The organism is Salmonella sp. SAL00653 (assembly GCF_046552515.1).
In the GTDB taxonomy this organism is placed as follows: domain Bacteria; phylum Pseudomonadota; class Gammaproteobacteria; order Enterobacterales; family Enterobacteriaceae; genus Salmonella; species Salmonella enterica.
On sequence record NZ_JBGDTY010000006.1, the window covers coordinates 33449 to 49555 of the forward strand.

Below are 16107 nucleotides of genomic sequence, written 5' to 3' on the forward strand. Positions count from 1 at the left end.
ATTAATGCACGCTTTTAAACTCAATCAACCTGTTCCTGAATTACAGCCAATCGGGAGTGTCAGCCTGTTGGGGGCGTTGCCAACAGAAGGCGATCCCCAGGTCGCCGTTGCGATGATTTACGGTAAACCTGAGGACGTATTTACCTGTGGACTGTTTTCATCGACCCGCGGCGGTTTCACGATGATTTATCCCTTTACCGAGCACGCAACCGTGCTGGAAGGGGAAGTGGAACTCACTGTTGCGGGTCAGGAACCGATACGTTTCTCACCAGGCGATAGTTGGTTTGTTGAACAGGGAACCGAAGTGGCATGGAAAGTTTTAACGCCCCGTTTTGTAAAACATTATCTGGCAAACGTCGAAAGCCACAAACAGGGTTGAATCCTTTAATTGTTCGTCAGTAGCGTTGGCATCAGTGGGGAGAATAACGCGCTCCCCACTTGCTATTAGCGCATGCGGGGACGGCGTCACAAATTTATTTACCGTTATCCCTCTTCAGGACGATACCTGTTAGATGTGGTGCCTGCCATAAATAAACGTTATTCCGGAGCGGTAATTTATTGTTGTAATAATAGTGAAGAGGTTGACCATGTTTAAAAACAGACTTGCCAGCCATCTTGAACGTGGCGTTATTGGTTTCCCCACGACGCTTGCCAGCTCCGTCGGGCTGATTATGGCAAGCCCGGTGATCCTGACCGTGACCAGTGGTTTTGGCTCAGGGGGAGATACCTTTGCCCTTGCGGTATTACTGGCATTTATTATGATGCAAGCGCAGATTACCACCTTTGCCGAAGCGGCAACGCTCATTCCCACGACTGGCTCCGTCTACGACTATATTTCCTGCGGGATGGGGCGTTTTTTCGCTATCACCGGTGCGCTTTGCGCTTACCTGATCGTACACATTTTTGCCGGCACGGCAGAAACGATTCTCGCTGGCGTCATGGCGCTGGTGAACTTTGAGTCTGTTAGCGAACACGTGGCCATGCAGCACAATACCTGGATGGTTGGTGTCGGCATGGTAGTGGTTTTCGGGATACTGAATGCCATTGGTGTTGAAGTATTTGGCAAGGTGGAGGTATTTCTTACTTTCGGTATGTGGACTACCCTGACCATCTTCGGTTTATGCGGGATCCTGTTATCCCCGGTCACTCATCATTCCGGGTGGTTTGGCGCACCGCTTGATGTCAGTAATCTTTCTGGTCTGTTTGGTTATATTGGCATGGCGATGTTTATGTTCGTCGGTTGTGAACTGGTCACGCCAATGGCGCCGGAAATTAAAAAAGCGCATCGTACGATTCCCAGAGCGATGGCGCTTGGCCTTTTAGCGGTGGCAGGTTGTATGTTCCTCTATGGCGCTGCGATTAACCGGCAAGTAAATAATGTGGTTGTCGATGCGGCAAACCATATCTTTTTACTGGATACGCCGATGGCTATTCCCGCCTTTGCCAATCGTGTCATGGGACATGTCGGGCAATACTGGCTGGGCGTGGGGTTGTTGTTAGCGGGATGTGCGACGATTAATACGCTAATGGCGGCAGTACCGCGTATTATATACGGCATGGCGCTGGACGGCGCTTTGCCGCGGTTTCTGACCTGGTTGCACCCCCGCTTTAAAACACCGGTCATCGCCATCGCATTCGGTGTTGCGATTCCCTGTTTACATGCCTGGTATCTGAACGGTGATATCGACCACATTGTTCCGCTGATCCTCGCTGCGGTCTGCGCCTGGGGAGTAGCTTATCTGCTGGTAGCGTTATCGGTCGTTATCTTACGTATTCGGCGCCCCGATTTACCACGCGCTTACCGGGCCCCCTGGTTTCCCTTACCTCAGATTATTTCGAGCGTGGGTATTATTATCGCCATTATTAATATCGCGCCTCCAGGAATGAACAGTCGGGATGTACTTATACCATTCGGTATTATGCTTGGATTGACTGCCGCCTATGCCTTATTCTGGACATTATGTGTGCAACGGGTTAATCCTTTCCTCCCGCTTCCGGTAGAAGAGGTCGTGGAACGGGCTATGGGCAATTATGAAAAGCGAAACAATGAAGAGATGACGCCAGATGTCCTCCGTCCCCTGGTTTAAGAACGCATTAATGAATATGGTGTTACGTGATTTGAGCGGCTGGCGTTGTGAAAAATTGACCGAACATAGCGCCGTGCTGCATCTGAATGCATTTACCCAGGTTATCTGCCATGTTCAGCAAAAACGGTTATTCATGGCCAGTATTCACAGTTGTGAATTCAGGGTGAAAGGCACAATCAATTATCCTTTGCAGGGCAAAATTCGCGTTCATCAGCCCGGATGGCTGAAACGTTATCCCGTCATTTTTACTGGCAGCAAAAGTACCGCCGGGCTGATTAGCTATCTTAATCGTTTCCCCAATTTACAACAGGCTCTGAGTGAACTGGATTATCGTCGGTTTACTCTGGTTTTACATCATAAGGAATGGTATTGCAGCATTGAGCTATGGGCTGCGAGCGAAGTGGTTTGTAAAATGCCGCCGCTGCGCCGTTATCTGCGGCTTGAGCGGCACCAGCGTGTTCTTCTGCTTAGTGTGATAAATATGATCAATCAGGCCATGAATCAATGGCTGCAACAGGATACCGCCGCCAGATAATATGACATTTTATTGCGGCATCAGCTCAGAGGGTGGTATTAATTCAGGCATATATGACATATGGGGAAAAGACCCGCAATTGACGCGGGTTAAAAAGAACGCTTTCACATATTCAGTGAATGTTGTACCGAGGACATTCTGGTTCGGGAAACCAGTTCCGTGCGATTTATCACTTCTGTTTTAGCAAAAATATTACGTAAATGCGTTTTCACTGTTGAGAGAGAAATATTCAACTGACGGGCAATCAATTTGTTGCTGGCCCCTTCGCAGACCATTCCCACAATTTCACGCTCTTTGGCGGTCAATATTGACGCCAGATCGTTGTCTTCCTGAAGAGAATCATGAATTGCCAGTCCCAGTAATGGTTGTACTGCCTGGGCTCGCAAACGCTCTTCGCTGGAAAAAGGTATATCGCGCATTAATGAAATGCCCGCGATAATACGATGGCCCCGACGAATAAAGATCTCAATCATGTCGCACACATGATTAGGTAGCATAAATTCATGATAATAATGGCGATGACGAGCACAGATGCCGGGCGTCATCGTCGCTACTGTAATAACCTGTTGGCCGAATCGGGAAGGCGATAGCGGGTCTAATGGTTGAAAATGCTCCAGATATTGTTGGTGTGTGCTATTAGAAATATTATGTAAAACATAGGCTTCCGGCTTTAAATAAGCATTAACACGATAAAAAACCGCCGACGACAGAGGAATGAGTTGCGCAATGCTCTGTAAGCAATGGAGAGTGATCCCGTCATTATGGCCAGTAGTTGATAAGGCTGACATGTTATCTCCTTCCATCCGGATGAGCGCGTCGGGGCGCAGTAAAATAGTGGTATGTTGAAACATACAATTTACATTCGGTTAACACAATCATTCACATGTTAATAATGTGACGTATGTTGTGGTATTTTTTATAACATATTGAAAATAAATGATTTTAATTTAAATCCTGTCTGGTTGTTCTAAAAAATAATTTAAAATTATTAATATAATTTTTTCTGTCGCGGTTGACTCATCTCCTGAAAATGCCGTGAGTTCTCGTCCTTCAGGACGATATTCTTTTGAGACGCCTGTTCTATGATTTTCTGTAATAGCGCAGGTTAACAGAGACTTAATTTCTGGCTCAGACGGGATTTGCTAAATAACATTTCAATAGCGTCATGCGCTATGCAGAAAACCGGCGTATCAATAGATACAGCCTGCTCTCGGCATTCTGCCCGCAGCGCCAGACGAACGCTATTGCGAAATGTGAGTCATGTCTCCGCATCAGAAATGATAACTACAGGACAGAATAATGTTGAATCTCAACACATTACGGCAACAACAAATCCCCGTAATGACGGAATATCGCGCGCAGATACCCTTTCATATTCTGGCAAAACCCATAGGCCCTGCATGTAATCTGGCCTGCCGCTATTGTTATTACCCACAGGGCGAAACGCCCGTAGAAAAAATGAATGAATCAACGCTGGAGGTTTTTATTTGTCGCTATATTGCGGCGCAACCTGCCAGTGCGCGTGAAATTAATTTTGTCTGGCAAGGCGGTGAACCGCTTTTAGCCGGAATCGGTTTTTATAAAAAGGTAATAGCGCTTCAACAACGATATGCGCCTGACGGCGTGACGATCAGTAATAGTCTGCAAACGAATGCGACGTTGTTAAACGATGCCTGGTGCCGTCTGTTTCGCGACAATAATTTTACTATTGGCAACAGTCTTGAGGGCAGTGAAGACTTGCAAAATCATCATCGTCCGGGCAAACGCGGCGAGGCCAGCTATCCGGCGGTGTTGCGGGGAATCACATTGTTACAACACTATCGAGTCGATTTTAATGTACTGATTGTCGTGCATGATGACATGGCTCGCCATGCGGCAGCCATCTACGATCATGTTGTTAGCCTTGGCGCTCGTTATCTGCAATTTCAGCCACTGATGGACGAAGGCAACGCCCTACAGCAACGTTACCAATTGAGTGCGGATAACTGGGGACGTTTCATGATTGATATCTGGCGTCAATGGCGCAAACGCGGTGATATGGGACGGGTTTTTGTGATCAACATTGAACAGGCATGGGCACAATATTTTACGCATATCAGCGCCACCTGTGTCCATTCCGCCCGCTGCGGCACGAATCTGGTCATGGAGCCGGACGGCAAACTCTATGCCTGCGATCATCTGATTAATAGCCAGCATTACCTGGGACAGCTTTCTAATAATACGTTAGCGCCAGCCGTAGATTCCGCAACCCGGCTTCCCTTTGGTATTAAGAAAAGCCAGCGCCGGGAGTGTCAACGGTGTTCTGTGAAAATAGTCTGCCAGGGAGGCTGTCCCGCACATATCAACAGTGCCGGCTACAACCGACTTTGTAGCGGCTATTACTCTTTTTTCACGGAGATTCTGGCTCCGCTACGCGCCTGGCCCCGGAATCTGAATGGACTGAAGGCCTGGCGTGCTGACGTTATGGGCAGATTTTCGGGCTGATGGTCCCTCTTGCCGCATTTGCCTGCCGCTCTTGTACAACATCCGTAGTCTGAAATGGAGAATAAGCCGTGAAAAAAGAAGTAACACTTGCCACACTCAGCATTATCTTCTCCGGTACGGCACACAGTACGCAAAACGAACGTCCTGATATTATCGTGATTATCGCTGATGATATGGGATATTCTGATATCACTCCCTTCGGTGGGGAAATCCCAACGCCTAATTTGCAGGCGATGGCTGAGAACGGCGTGCGGATGAGTCAATATTACACGTCTCCCATGTCTGCTCCCGCCCGTGCGATGCTATTAACCGGGAACACCAGTCAGCAAGCGGGTATAGGCGGTATGTGGTGGTATGAAAATACCATAGGTAAGGAAGGCTATGAATTGCGCCTGACTGATCGGGTGACGACCATGGCTGAACGCTTTAAAGATGCTGGTTACAATACGCTGATGGCGGGTAAATGGCATCTTGGTTTTACGCCAGGCTCGACGCCAAAAGATCGGGGCTTTCGTCATTCTTTCGCCTTGATGGGGGGAGGCGCCAGTCACTTTGATGATGCCGTGCCGCTGGGAACCGTGGAGATATTTCATACCTATTATACCCGTGACAATCAGCGCATTTCACTGCCCTCCAGTTTTTACTCCAGCGAAGCCTATGCCAGCCAGATTAATCGCTGGATCAGCGAGACGCCACGGGAACAACCTATCTTCGCGTGGTTGGCCTTTACTGCGCCACATGATCCTCTGCAGGCGCCGGATGAATGGATTAGTCGTTTTAAAAGTCAGTATGAACAGGGCTATGCAAACGTCTATCGTCAGCGTATTGCTCGTTTGAAGAAACTAGGTTTCCTGCGTGATGACATACCTCTGCCAGGACTGGAACTTGATAAAGAATGGCAGGCAATGACCCCGGAACAGCAGAAATATACGGCGAAGGTGATGCAGGTTTACGCTGCTATGATCGCCAATATGGATGCACAGATTGGTACCGTTATTGAGACGTTAAAAAAGACCGGGCGCGATAAAAACACGATTCTGGTCTTCTTAAGTGATAATGGGGTGAATCCGGCAGAGGGCTTTCACTATGAATCTGAACCAGATTTTTGGAAGCAATTCGATAATCGTTACGAAAATATTGGTCGTAAAAATTCATTTATCTCTTATGGTCCCCACTGGGCTGATGTCAGCAATGCGCCTTATGGTCGCTATCACAAAACGACCAGCGGTCAGGGGGGAATTAATACCAGTTTTATGATTTCCGGTCCTGGTATCATCCATCATGGCGCCATAGATAACGCCACAATGGCGGCGTATGATGTCGCGCCCACGCTCTATGAATTTGCAGGTATTGATGCCAGTAAATCATTATCTGAAAGACCGACACTGCCAATGATCGGCGTGAGTTTTAAACGCTATCTGACCGGTGAAAGTCTGCACGCGCCTCGCACACAATATGGTGTTGAACTCCATAATCAGGCGGCCTGGATAGATGGGGAATGGAAATTGCGTCGTCTTGTCACAGTATTCCCACAGGCGGGTAATGCGCCATGGGAATTATTCAACCTGCAACGTGACCCCCTGGAAACGCATAATCTCGCAGAAGATTATGCGGATAAAGTGAAAATACTGAGCAGTGCATATGAGGCATTTGCAAAACAGACAATGGTGCTTTATGCCAAAGGCAAGCTTATCGATTATGTGGGTATCGACAGTAAAACCGGGCGTTATCTGGCTGTCGATCCACAGACTTTGCAGCCAGTTCCTGCTCCGTTAGCGATTCCTTTAGACACAAAATCGGACCAATAATTATTGGTTACGTTTCAAATGATTATTCAACGCTCACGTAACTGCATTCAGCCAGTGACTTTCAGGATGAAGTTTCTCAGCGTTGGCGATGTATCGCCGCGCCGGTATGCCAGAGCCAGCTTTGCGACGGGCATCTGGTCTGCAACGGGGCGGTATACTACTCCCTTGACATTAACCTGTCTCATTGAATCTGGAACCATCGACACGCCCATCTCTGCCGACACAAGGTTAATGACTGACGAAATTTGCGGCACGAGTTGACCAATTTTCGGTTCAAAGCCCGCTTTACCGCAGGCCTTGATCACTGCGTCATAAAGCGACAGGCCGATTTCACGTGGGAAGAGTAAAAAAAACTCATCTTTGAGAATCGAGAGTGCAATCTGTTTACACGCCGCAGCAGGATGCGTTTCTGCCAGCACAATAACCATTGGCTCTTCAGACAGTAACCTGAGCTGGAACCGTTCATTGCCTGTAAAACCGGGTCTCAGAAAGGCAACATCCAGCGATCCTTCATTCAATTCATCAGCCAGTTGAGTTGTATTTCCTTCCTCAAGCTGCAAACGAACGTCAGGATAAGCCCGCTTGAAAGTACGGATTGCGCCGGGCACCACACTGTTAAATGCCGCAGAGGCAGTAAAACCCACCCTTAACACGCCCGACTCCCCCCTGGCGACACGCTGCGCCGCCAGCACGGCTCTTGTCGCGGTAGCAGGCATCCCTTTAACAGCATCATAAAATGCTTTTCCAGCCTCGGTTAATTCCGCGCCATGAGGCACTCTCCGGAATAGCTGCGCTCCCAGCTCTCTTTCCAGATCCTTAATCTGTTGGCTTAGCGGCGGCTGACCTATGCCTAATTTTGTCGCAGCCCGCGTGAAATGCCGCTCTTCAGCGACGGCGAGAAAATAGCGAATATGGCGCAGTTCCATCCTCATCTCCAAAAGCAATTAAGAATGGCACTATCATATATTGGAAGAATGAAACCAGCGAGCGCATAGTGAGGTTAACAGGAGGTGCAATATGCCCGATATTTCTCATACACCGACACGTAGCTGGCTTTTTACCCCAGCAATTCGACCAGAACGTTTCATAAAAGCAGTTGAAAGTGCGGCGGATATTTCTATTATCGATCTTGAAGATTCCGTCACCCCGAATGACAAGGCGCAGGCCCGGAAAATTGCGATGCAGTTCCTTTCATCCCGACCAAACTCATCGCTGAAAATAGCATTAAGAATTAATGGAATGAATACTCATGCTGGCATTGAAGACCTGCATATGTTACTGGAATGCCGTTTTTTTCCTGATTACATTATTCTTCCAAAAACAGAGTCAGCCGCGCACCTGCAAATCGTGGATAGTCTTATCATGATGGCTGGTTCTGATACTCGCCTTATTGGCATTATTGAGTCAGTTGTTGGGCTTAATGCCGTAGAGTCTATTGCGGACGCCACCCCCAGACTCTGCGGGTTGATGTTTGGCGCCGCAGATATGGCGGCTGACATTGGCGCCACACCCGCCTGGGAGCCTCTTGCGCTGGCGCGGGCCAGAATAGTGGCTGCCTGCGCTATGAAAGGGCTTCTTGCAATAGATGCTCCCTTCTTTGATATAGGCGATTTTTCAGGTCTGAAAGAGGAAACGCTGCAGGCGCTCAGTTTTGGTTTTTCTGCAAAATCGGCTATTCACCCCGCTCAGATTAGTGTAATCAACGCCGCATTTACTCCTACAACGGCAGAAATTAATCATGCTCGTGCAGTACTGACAGAGAATGCCAAAGGCGTCGGGATCGTTAGCGGCATGATGATAGATGAAGCCGTTGCCCGTCAGGCCCGGAGATTACTCGCCCGGGCAGGGATCTTTTCCTGATTTTATTAACAGAGGAATTGATTATGAACACGTTATTACCCGCTTATAAAACCATTAGCGAGGGGCGCTACCGAGAAATTTCGGGTCTTTACTGGGAGGATTTTCATCCCGGTGATGTTTTTGAACATCGTCCCGGCCGGACGGTTCTGGACGCTGATAATGTGTGGTTTACCCTGCTCACTCTCAATGTGCAGCCGGTCCATTTCGATGCGGCTTACGCCAGCAAAACGGAATGGAAAAAGTTACTGGTTGATTCAACGTTCACTCTGGCGCTTTTAACCGGTATGAGCGTGCGTACTGTCAGCGCCAAGGTCGTGGCCAATCTTGGCTGGGATAAGGTACAAGCCGTCCATCCGGTTTTCGCAGGGGATACACTTTATGCTGAAAGCACTGTACTCAGCAAACGCCTGTCAAATAGTCGCCCGGGACAAGGCATCGTTACCGTTCGGACATGTGGTATTAACCAGAATGGTGTAGAGGTCATGCGCTTCGAACGAACAATGTTAGTTTATTGCTGTGGATGTTCGCCTGAAGAAGACGCCGCTTATTGAGAAATCGCCCTGAGGTTTAGAGTCATGATGAATGTTAATGCAGTGTATGCCGAAAAATGCGTGACGCCTGACGAGGCGGTTACTTTAATTACCTCCGGCAGTCACCTCTCTATGGGAATGTTTGCAGCAGAGCCTCCAGCTTTGCTGAATGCGCTGGCAAAGCGAGCGAAAAGGGGAGAAATCAACGATCTGCGGGTTTACTGTTATGAAACAGCCAGCATTGCCGGGAACACTATTTTCCGTTATGAGCTAAGTGACTATATTCATCTCTACAGTATGTTTATTACCGGTATTGAACGGGCTTTAATACGTCAGGGGATTGAGAGTTCCGGGCGAAAAATAGTTAACTATGTACCTTCAAATTTTCATCAGGCGACGCGATTACTGGCTGATGATATTGGTATTGATACCTTTATTCACACCGTGTCCCCTATGGATAAGTATGGCTATTTTAATTTTGGAATTGGAAACGATTATTCCACCCGGATTGCGAGGACAGCTAAAAAGCTTATTGTCGAAGTTAACAAATATATGCCACGCGTTCATGGAGAAGGTGCTGCAATCCATATTTCAGAAATTGACGCCATTGTTGAAAACCATGTCCCTTTAATTGAACTACCAATACGTACTGCCGTAGCCGAAGATATTGCTATCAGTCAGATTATCGCCTCTCTTGTGCCAGATGGCGCTTGTCTCCAGATGGGGGTCGGCGCATTACCGGAGCTCATCTGTAATGCGCTCAAGGAACATAATGATCTGGGGGTCCATACAGAGGCACTGAATCCGGGGTTGGTAAGTTTGATTCAACAAGGCGTCGTTACCAACCAGCGTAAAAATATCGACCGGGGAATGTCTGTATTTACTTTTGCTATGGGACAAAAGGATATGTATGACTATCTCAACGACAACCCCTCTTTTTTTAGTCGGCCTGTCGATTATGTTAACGATCCGAGGATCATTGCGCAAAATGAGAATGTTGTCTCCATTAACGCTACCTTACAAATCGATCTCACTGGTGCCTGTAACTCTGAATATTTGCTTGGACACCAGTACAGCGCTTCAGGAGGGCAATTGGATTTTGTCAGAGGCGCATATGCATCTAAAGGAGGTCGTTCCATTATTACGACCCGCTCAACGGCCGCGAATGATACGATTTCTCGTATTGTTCCCCGCCTTGAGGGGCCTGTAACAACCCCACGAACGGATACGCACTGGATAGTCACTGAATTTGGCTCCGTAAACCTGAAGGGGCTCTCTTCAACCGAGCGTGCGCTCAGCATCATTGAATTGGCACATCCCAATTTTCGGCAGCAACTTAGAGAAGATGCAAAAAAAATGCATCTGATTTAAAAGTAGGTTAATGCTATTTTTTAATGTAGCATCCCTAAAATATAAACATCATGAGTCTATTCAAATGATAATTGACAGAATTGATCACCTTGTATTAACGGTATCTGATATATCAACCACAATAAGATTCTACGAAGAGGTACTTGGTTTTTCTGCGGTAACATTTAAACAAAACAGAAAAGCGTTAATATTTGGAGCGCAAAAAATTAACCTCCATCAGCAAGAAATGGAGTTCGAACCAAAAGCGAGTAGACCAACGCCGGGATCTGCCGATTTATGTTTTATTACATCGACACCGATAAATGATGTTGTGTCTGAGATCTTACAGGCAGGCATTCCCATTGTTGAAGGCCCGGTTGAGAGAACTGGAGCCACAGGCGAGATAATGTCTATCTACATCAGGGACCCTGATGGAAACTTAATTGAAATTTCGCAGTATGTTTAATGTTAAAACTTACTATTACTGCCTTTATTATGATCACGCATCCGTTTATATTGGTCTAATGGAGATCATATGGCAATAATTTCTGGAAAGAGTCTATGTTCAAACTTATTGACTTGAAGACATCGAGGAATTCATAAGAAAGCATAAAAAAGGGAAGGTGGTGCCCGGACTCGGAATCGAACCAAGGACACGGGGATTTTCAATCCCCTGCTCTACCGACTGAGCTATCCGGGCAACGAGGCGCATTAAACCGTAATCGCCTCGCTTCGTCAACGAAATTTCTTCAAATCAACGTAGACTGCACAATCTATCACCACTTTGTTGTTATTGCACGCAGAATCAGGCAAAAAACATCGCCCATGCGGCGGAAATCGGCATCGCCAGCAACAGCGCCGGGAGCATATTCACTACCGGAAACATTTTGATTCCACATACACGCAAGCCGGTCGCCACCAGCAGCAGTCCGCCCACGGCGCTAAAGTCGCCCATCATTGCCGGCGTGGTCAGAGGAAGAATGAGGGTGGCGCAGGCGGCAAGCGTTAACTGGATAATCAACATCGGCGCGCAAATCGCCGAAACGGCGATGCCAAGCGAACAGGCGAAAATAATGGCAGTGAAAAAATCCAGAAAAGATTTAGCGATCAAAATGTTTGGATCGCCGGTCATCCCTTCATGCATCGCGCCGAAAATACCGGTGCCGCTGGCGCAAAAAAGTACAATGATAGCGACGTAACTTTGAATAAATGAGTCGTGTGTCGGCTTCTTACCCGATGCCATAAATAATTGTTGGATTTTCGCGACTGCGCCATTAATGCCTTTTTCCAGCAAACAAAACTCGCCGATAAGCGCGCCGACCAGCGTCGCCAGCACCATCACCGGAAGATTAGCGCACTTCATCACCAGCAGAATACCAATTCCCAGAGAGCACAGACCAAAAATAGACGTCATTGAGACGCGAATCCGTTCTGGCAGACGCTGACTTAACAGCGCGCCAATAACGCCGCCGAATAAAATTGCGCCAGCGTTAATAAAAGGTCCAATTACCACAATGACTCCTGTTATTTGTCTTTCAAATTGCCTTATTATCACGCAGCTGTTAATAGCTTGATTATCTGTGACGTATAGAGGCTGATTTTACCTTGCGCCGTCTGGTGAAAGGTGCCATGATTGCGCGAAATTTCTCCTGCCAGCATGGGGCTCGCCGGGATGAACATAGCGCCTTTATATTGTCTTCACTGTCGCCTGACTGCGCGAGGTTTGCCCCTTTCTTTCCTTTTTTTTGTCATCCCCGCTATGCGGTGAGGGCAGCGCACGCTCACTGCAGGACAACAGTAAAATCAGAAACAGTCTGTTTTTACTGATGTCTGGCGGTCGGCGCTGGTATCCAGTTTGCCCCGGCATCTCGTTGGGCAAGGCATCGGGCCTTGTCCGGGGTTACTCTACTCCCGAAACGGGTATTTGCGCTTATGAAATCAATGAATATTGCCGCCAGCGGTGAACTCATCCCCCGTCTATCCACCCACCGAAACGTAGTGGCGCTGGACAGTACCGACTTTACCGATGTGGCCGCAGTCGTCATTACCACTGCCGACAGCCGTAGCGGTATTCTGGCGTTGCTTAAACGCACCGGTTTTCACCTGCCGGTATTTATGCTTGCGGATGAACCCGTCAGCGCGCCTGTCGGCGTTACGGCGGTAATCGGCGGGAACGCGCAGGAATGGCTGGAGCTGGAAAACGCTGCCTGTCGCTACGAAGCGGAACTTCTGCCGCCCTTTTATGACACCCTGACCCAGTATGTCGACATGGGGAATAGTACCTTTGCTTGCCCGGGGCACCAGCATGGCGAGTTTTTTAGAAAACATCCCGCAGGCCGTCATTTTTATGACTTTTTTGGTGAAAACCTGTTTCGTGCGGATATGTGTAACGCCGATGTGAAACTTGGCGATCTGGTGCTGTTTGATCGTAATAATCACAAATCCAACCACCACGGCGCCCTGATTCAGGCCGGGGCGACGCCGGTCTATCTTGAAGCGGCGCGTAACCCGTTTGGTTTTATCGGTGGTATTGATGCGCACTGTTTTGATGAAACGTACCTGCGCGACCAGATTCGTGACGTGATGCCGGAAAGCGCCGATGCGTCGCGTCCGTTCCGTCTGGCGATCATTCAGCTGGGTACCTATGACGGCACTATTTACAACGCCCGTCAGGTGGTGGATAAAATCGGGCATCTCTGTGATTACATTCTGTTTGACTCCGCGTGGGTAGGCTATGAGCAGTTTATCAATATGATGGCGGATACCTTGCCGTTGCGGCTGGAGCTTAATGAAAACGACCCAGGGATCTTTGTGACCCAATCGGTACATAAGCAACAGGCGGGGTTCTCACAAACCTCGCAGATCCACAAAAAAGATAACCATATTCGCGGCCAGGCGCGTTTTTGCCCGCACAAACGCCTGAACAACGCCTTCATGTTGCACGCCTCGACCAGTCCGTTCTACCCGCTGTTTGCGGCGCTGGATATCAATGCCAAAATCCACGAAGGGGAGAGCGGTCGCCGCCTGTGGGCGGAGTGCGTTGCGCTGGGCATTGACGCGCGTAAAGCCATTCTCGCCCGTTGCAAACTGCTTCAGCCCTTTATCCCACTGGTGGTTGACGGCAAGCCGTGGCAGGCATATCCGACGGAGACCATTGCCAGCAATCGTCGTTTCTTCAGTTTTGAGCCCGGGGCGAAATGGCATGGCTTTGAGGGTTATGCGGATGACCAGTATTTTGTCGACCCCTGTAAACTGTTACTGACCACGCCAGGTATTGATGCCGATAGCGGGCAGTACACCGAATTCGGCATCCCGGCGACCATTCTCGCCCACTATCTGCGTGAGAACGGTATTGTGCCTGAGAAATGCGATCTCAACTCGATTCTGTTCTTGCTGACACCCGCCGAGAGCGAAGAGAAACTGGCGCGGCTGGTCGCGATGCTGGCGCAATTTGAACGGCACATTGAAGACGATACGCCGCTTGTGGATGTATTGCCGACGGTTTTTCAGAAATACCCGGTGCGCTACCGCGATTACACCCTGCGTGAGCTATGTCAGGAGATGCACAATCTGTACGTTAGCTTTGACGTTAAGGATCTGCAAAAAGCGATGTTCCGCAAAGAAAGCCTGCCGCATGTGGCGATGAACCCACAGGACGCCAACAGCGCCTTTATTCGCGGCGATGTAGAACTGGTGCGTATCAGCGAGGCGGGCGGGCGTATTGCTGCCGAGGGGGCATTGCCATACCCGCCGGGCGTACTGTGCGTGGTGCCCGGGGAGATTTGGGGCGGCGCGGCGCAGCGTTATTTTTTGGCGCTGGAAGAGGGCATCAATCTGTTGCCCGGTTTTTCGCCGGAATTGCAGGGGGTATATAGCGAGACCGATGCCGATGGAATTCAACGCTTGTACGGATATGTTTTAAAGTAACGTTGCCTGCAGGCCGGATAAGGCATTTACGCCTTATCCGGCCTGCGAAACAGGGCAAGAATTAATGTGCAACGGGTTGCGAACTTGCCGGAACGCGAACGTGTTTGTATTTGAACAAGGCTACGAACGCGAAGGCCAGCACCAGCGAGTAGCCTGCGAAGATGAGCCACACGGTCTGCCAGTCGGTAATGCCGTTTTGAGTGTAATACTCCACCACTTTACCGCTCACAATGCCGCCCAGGATACAGCCGAAGCCATTGGTCATCATCAGGAACATCCCCTGCGCGCTGGCGCGGATTTCCGGGCGTACTTCTTTTTCGACAAACACCGAGCCAGAAATGTTGAAGAAGTCGAAGGCGCAGCCGTACACAATCATCGACAATACCAGCAGAACGGTACCGAACGGCGTCGGGTCGCCATAAGCGAACAGGCCGAAACGCAGCATCCACGCCACAATACTGATAAGCATAACGTTCTTAATACCATAACGGCTCAGGAAGAACGGAATGGTCAGGATGAATAACGTTTCAGAAATCTGCGAAATCGACATCATCACCGAGGCGTGCTGCACGATAAAGCTACTGGCGAATAGCGGATCTTTATCAAAGCTATGCAGGAAGGTGTTGCCAAACATGTTGGTGATCTGCAGTTCCGCGCCCAGCATCATGGAGAAGATGAAGAAAATCGCCATCCGCTTATTTTTAAACAGCGCAAAAGCGTCAAGGCCCAGCATTGATGTCCAGCTCTGGTTTTTCTGTTGGTTCGCCACCGGAATGTGCGGCAGGGTAAAAGTAAACAGTACCAGCAGAACGGAAAGCGTCGCGCCGATATAAAGCTGCATATGGCTCAGCTCGAAACCGGAGAAACTCACGCCCCACATCGCCAGAATAAAGCCAATGGTGCCCCAGATACGGATAGGCGGAAAGTCAGTCACAATATCCATGCCGGCAGACTGCAGGCGGTAATACGATATGGTATTGATCAAGCCCAACGTCGGCATATAAGCCAACGAGTTAAGCAGGATCACAAAGAACATCGCCCCAGGCGTAGTGACTTCCGCGGCCATGAATAGCGTGATGGCGCCGACAACATGACACAGGGCATAGACCCATTTCGCGCTCAGCCATTTGTCAGCCACAATGCCTAGCAAGGTCGGCATAAAGACGGCGGCAATCCCCAATGAACTATAAACTGCGCCAATAGATGCGCCGTCAAATTTTAAGGTGACGAACATATACGAGCCCAGGGTAGTGAGCCAGCTTCCCCACAGACAGAACTGCAGAAAAGAGAGTATTTTAAGCTGCAGCTTAAGATTCATGTTAATTTCCTCACACCTGAGAGCGGATGAATGTTTTAAAAGGCACATTTGCCGTTGTGATTTGGTGTGATTCTATCAATGAGAGGCGGGCTTTTTTTGTTACCTGTGACAAATATTTGCAAACAATTTCTGATTGCAAAGCAAAAGAGTGACGGAGTTAACACTTTTGCCTTTCCCGCCTCTGTCATTTGCCAGCCAGAGGCGGGAT

The 16107-nt window shown here is 48.9% G+C and carries 14 protein-coding genes and 1 tRNA gene; 10 read left to right on the forward strand and 5 right to left on the reverse strand.

Going from position 1 to position 16107, the window contains the following annotated elements; all coding sequences use genetic code 11:
• Positions 1-4 precede the first annotated feature (4 nt).
• From ACLJRU_RS09030 to ACLJRU_RS09040, 3 genes are all read left to right on the forward strand, one after another.
• The gene (locus tag ACLJRU_RS09030) at positions 5-379 is read left to right on the forward strand and encodes a cupin domain-containing protein (protein WP_000542980.1); all 375 of its coding nucleotides are present in this window, start codon (positions 5-7) and stop codon (positions 377-379) included.
• A 208-nt stretch (positions 380-587) separates the two neighbouring features.
• Positions 588-2087 carry an APC family permease gene (locus ACLJRU_RS09035; protein WP_001540907.1) on the forward strand — a complete coding sequence of 500 codons (1500 nt, stop codon included), beginning with the start codon at positions 588-590 and terminating at the stop codon, positions 2085-2087.
• Positions 2065-2622, forward strand: coding sequence for a DUF3156 family protein (locus ACLJRU_RS09040; protein ID WP_000100104.1), 558 nt, complete (start codon positions 2065-2067; stop codon positions 2620-2622). The genes ACLJRU_RS09035 and ACLJRU_RS09040 overlap by 23 nt, the downstream gene beginning before the upstream one ends.
• Before the next feature lie 104 nt (positions 2623-2726).
• Here ACLJRU_RS09040 and ACLJRU_RS09045 read toward each other — a convergent pair whose 3' ends face one another.
• Positions 2727-3410, reverse strand: a complete 684-nt coding sequence (locus ACLJRU_RS09045) for a helix-turn-helix transcriptional regulator (RefSeq protein WP_001275354.1) — start codon at positions 3408-3410, stop codon at positions 2727-2729.
• A 511-nt stretch (positions 3411-3921) separates the two neighbouring features.
• On the opposite strand from ACLJRU_RS09045, the gene ACLJRU_RS09050 reads away from it, so the two are divergent.
• Both ACLJRU_RS09050 and ACLJRU_RS09055 read left to right on the forward strand, forming a co-directional pair.
• Positions 3922-5106: an anaerobic sulfatase maturase gene (locus ACLJRU_RS09050; RefSeq protein WP_023235238.1), complete on the forward strand. Its 1185-nt coding sequence runs from the start codon at positions 3922-3924 to the stop codon at positions 5104-5106.
• 68 nt (positions 5107-5174) lie between these two features.
• Positions 5175-6914, forward strand: coding sequence for an arylsulfatase (locus tag ACLJRU_RS09055; RefSeq protein ID WP_011264388.1), 1740 nt, complete (start codon positions 5175-5177; stop codon positions 6912-6914).
• Between the two features lie 47 nt (positions 6915-6961).
• Here the strand turns inward: ACLJRU_RS09055 and ripR are convergent, their stop codons facing one another.
• On the reverse strand, positions 6962-7840 hold the full coding sequence (ripR, locus tag ACLJRU_RS09060; protein ID WP_001540904.1) for an itaconate degradation transcriptional regulator RipR: 879 nt from the start codon (positions 7838-7840) through the stop codon (positions 6962-6964).
• Positions 7841-7931: 91 nt separating this feature from the next.
• Between ripR and ripC the strand changes: the two genes are divergently transcribed.
• From ripC to ACLJRU_RS09080, 4 genes are all read left to right on the forward strand, one after another.
• Positions 7932-8774, forward strand: a complete 843-nt coding sequence (gene ripC, locus ACLJRU_RS09065) for an itaconate degradation C-C-lyase RipC (protein WP_001112898.1) — start codon at positions 7932-7934, stop codon at positions 8772-8774.
• Between the two features lie 23 nt (positions 8775-8797).
• On the forward strand, positions 8798-9325 hold the full coding sequence (gene ripB, locus ACLJRU_RS09070) for a (R)-specific enoyl-CoA hydratase RipB/Ich (protein WP_001094307.1): 528 nt from the start codon (positions 8798-8800) through the stop codon (positions 9323-9325).
• A 24-nt stretch (positions 9326-9349) separates the two neighbouring features.
• The gene (ripA, locus tag ACLJRU_RS09075; RefSeq protein WP_000982334.1) at positions 9350-10675 is read left to right on the forward strand and encodes an itaconate CoA-transferase RipA/Ict; all 1326 of its coding nucleotides are present in this window, start codon (positions 9350-9352) and stop codon (positions 10673-10675) included.
• A gap of 64 nt (positions 10676-10739) precedes the next feature.
• Positions 10740-11120, forward strand: a complete 381-nt coding sequence (locus ACLJRU_RS09080; RefSeq protein ID WP_000582672.1) for a VOC family protein — start codon at positions 10740-10742, stop codon at positions 11118-11120.
• Between the two features lie 158 nt (positions 11121-11278).
• Here the strand turns inward: ACLJRU_RS09080 and ACLJRU_RS09085 are convergent.
• Positions 11279-11354, reverse strand: a tRNA-Phe gene (locus ACLJRU_RS09085).
• Positions 11355-11459: 105 nt separating this feature from the next.
• Positions 11460-12167 carry a DUF554 domain-containing protein gene (locus tag ACLJRU_RS09090; RefSeq protein WP_000234466.1) on the reverse strand — a complete coding sequence of 236 codons (708 nt, stop codon included), beginning with the start codon at positions 12165-12167 and terminating at the stop codon, positions 11460-11462.
• A gap of 419 nt (positions 12168-12586) precedes the next feature.
• Between ACLJRU_RS09090 and ACLJRU_RS09095 the strand changes: the two genes are divergently transcribed.
• Positions 12587-14581 carry an ornithine decarboxylase gene (locus ACLJRU_RS09095; RefSeq protein ID WP_038394036.1) on the forward strand — a complete coding sequence of 665 codons (1995 nt, stop codon included), beginning with the start codon at positions 12587-12589 and terminating at the stop codon, positions 14579-14581.
• Positions 14582-14642: 61 nt separating this feature from the next.
• On the opposite strand, the gene ACLJRU_RS09100 is transcribed toward ACLJRU_RS09095, so the two are convergent.
• A complete protein-coding gene (locus ACLJRU_RS09100; RefSeq protein ID WP_001049804.1) occupies positions 14643-15899 on the reverse strand; it encodes a nucleoside permease in 1257 nt (418 codons plus the stop codon).
• Between the last annotated feature and the right edge of the window lie 208 nt (positions 15900-16107).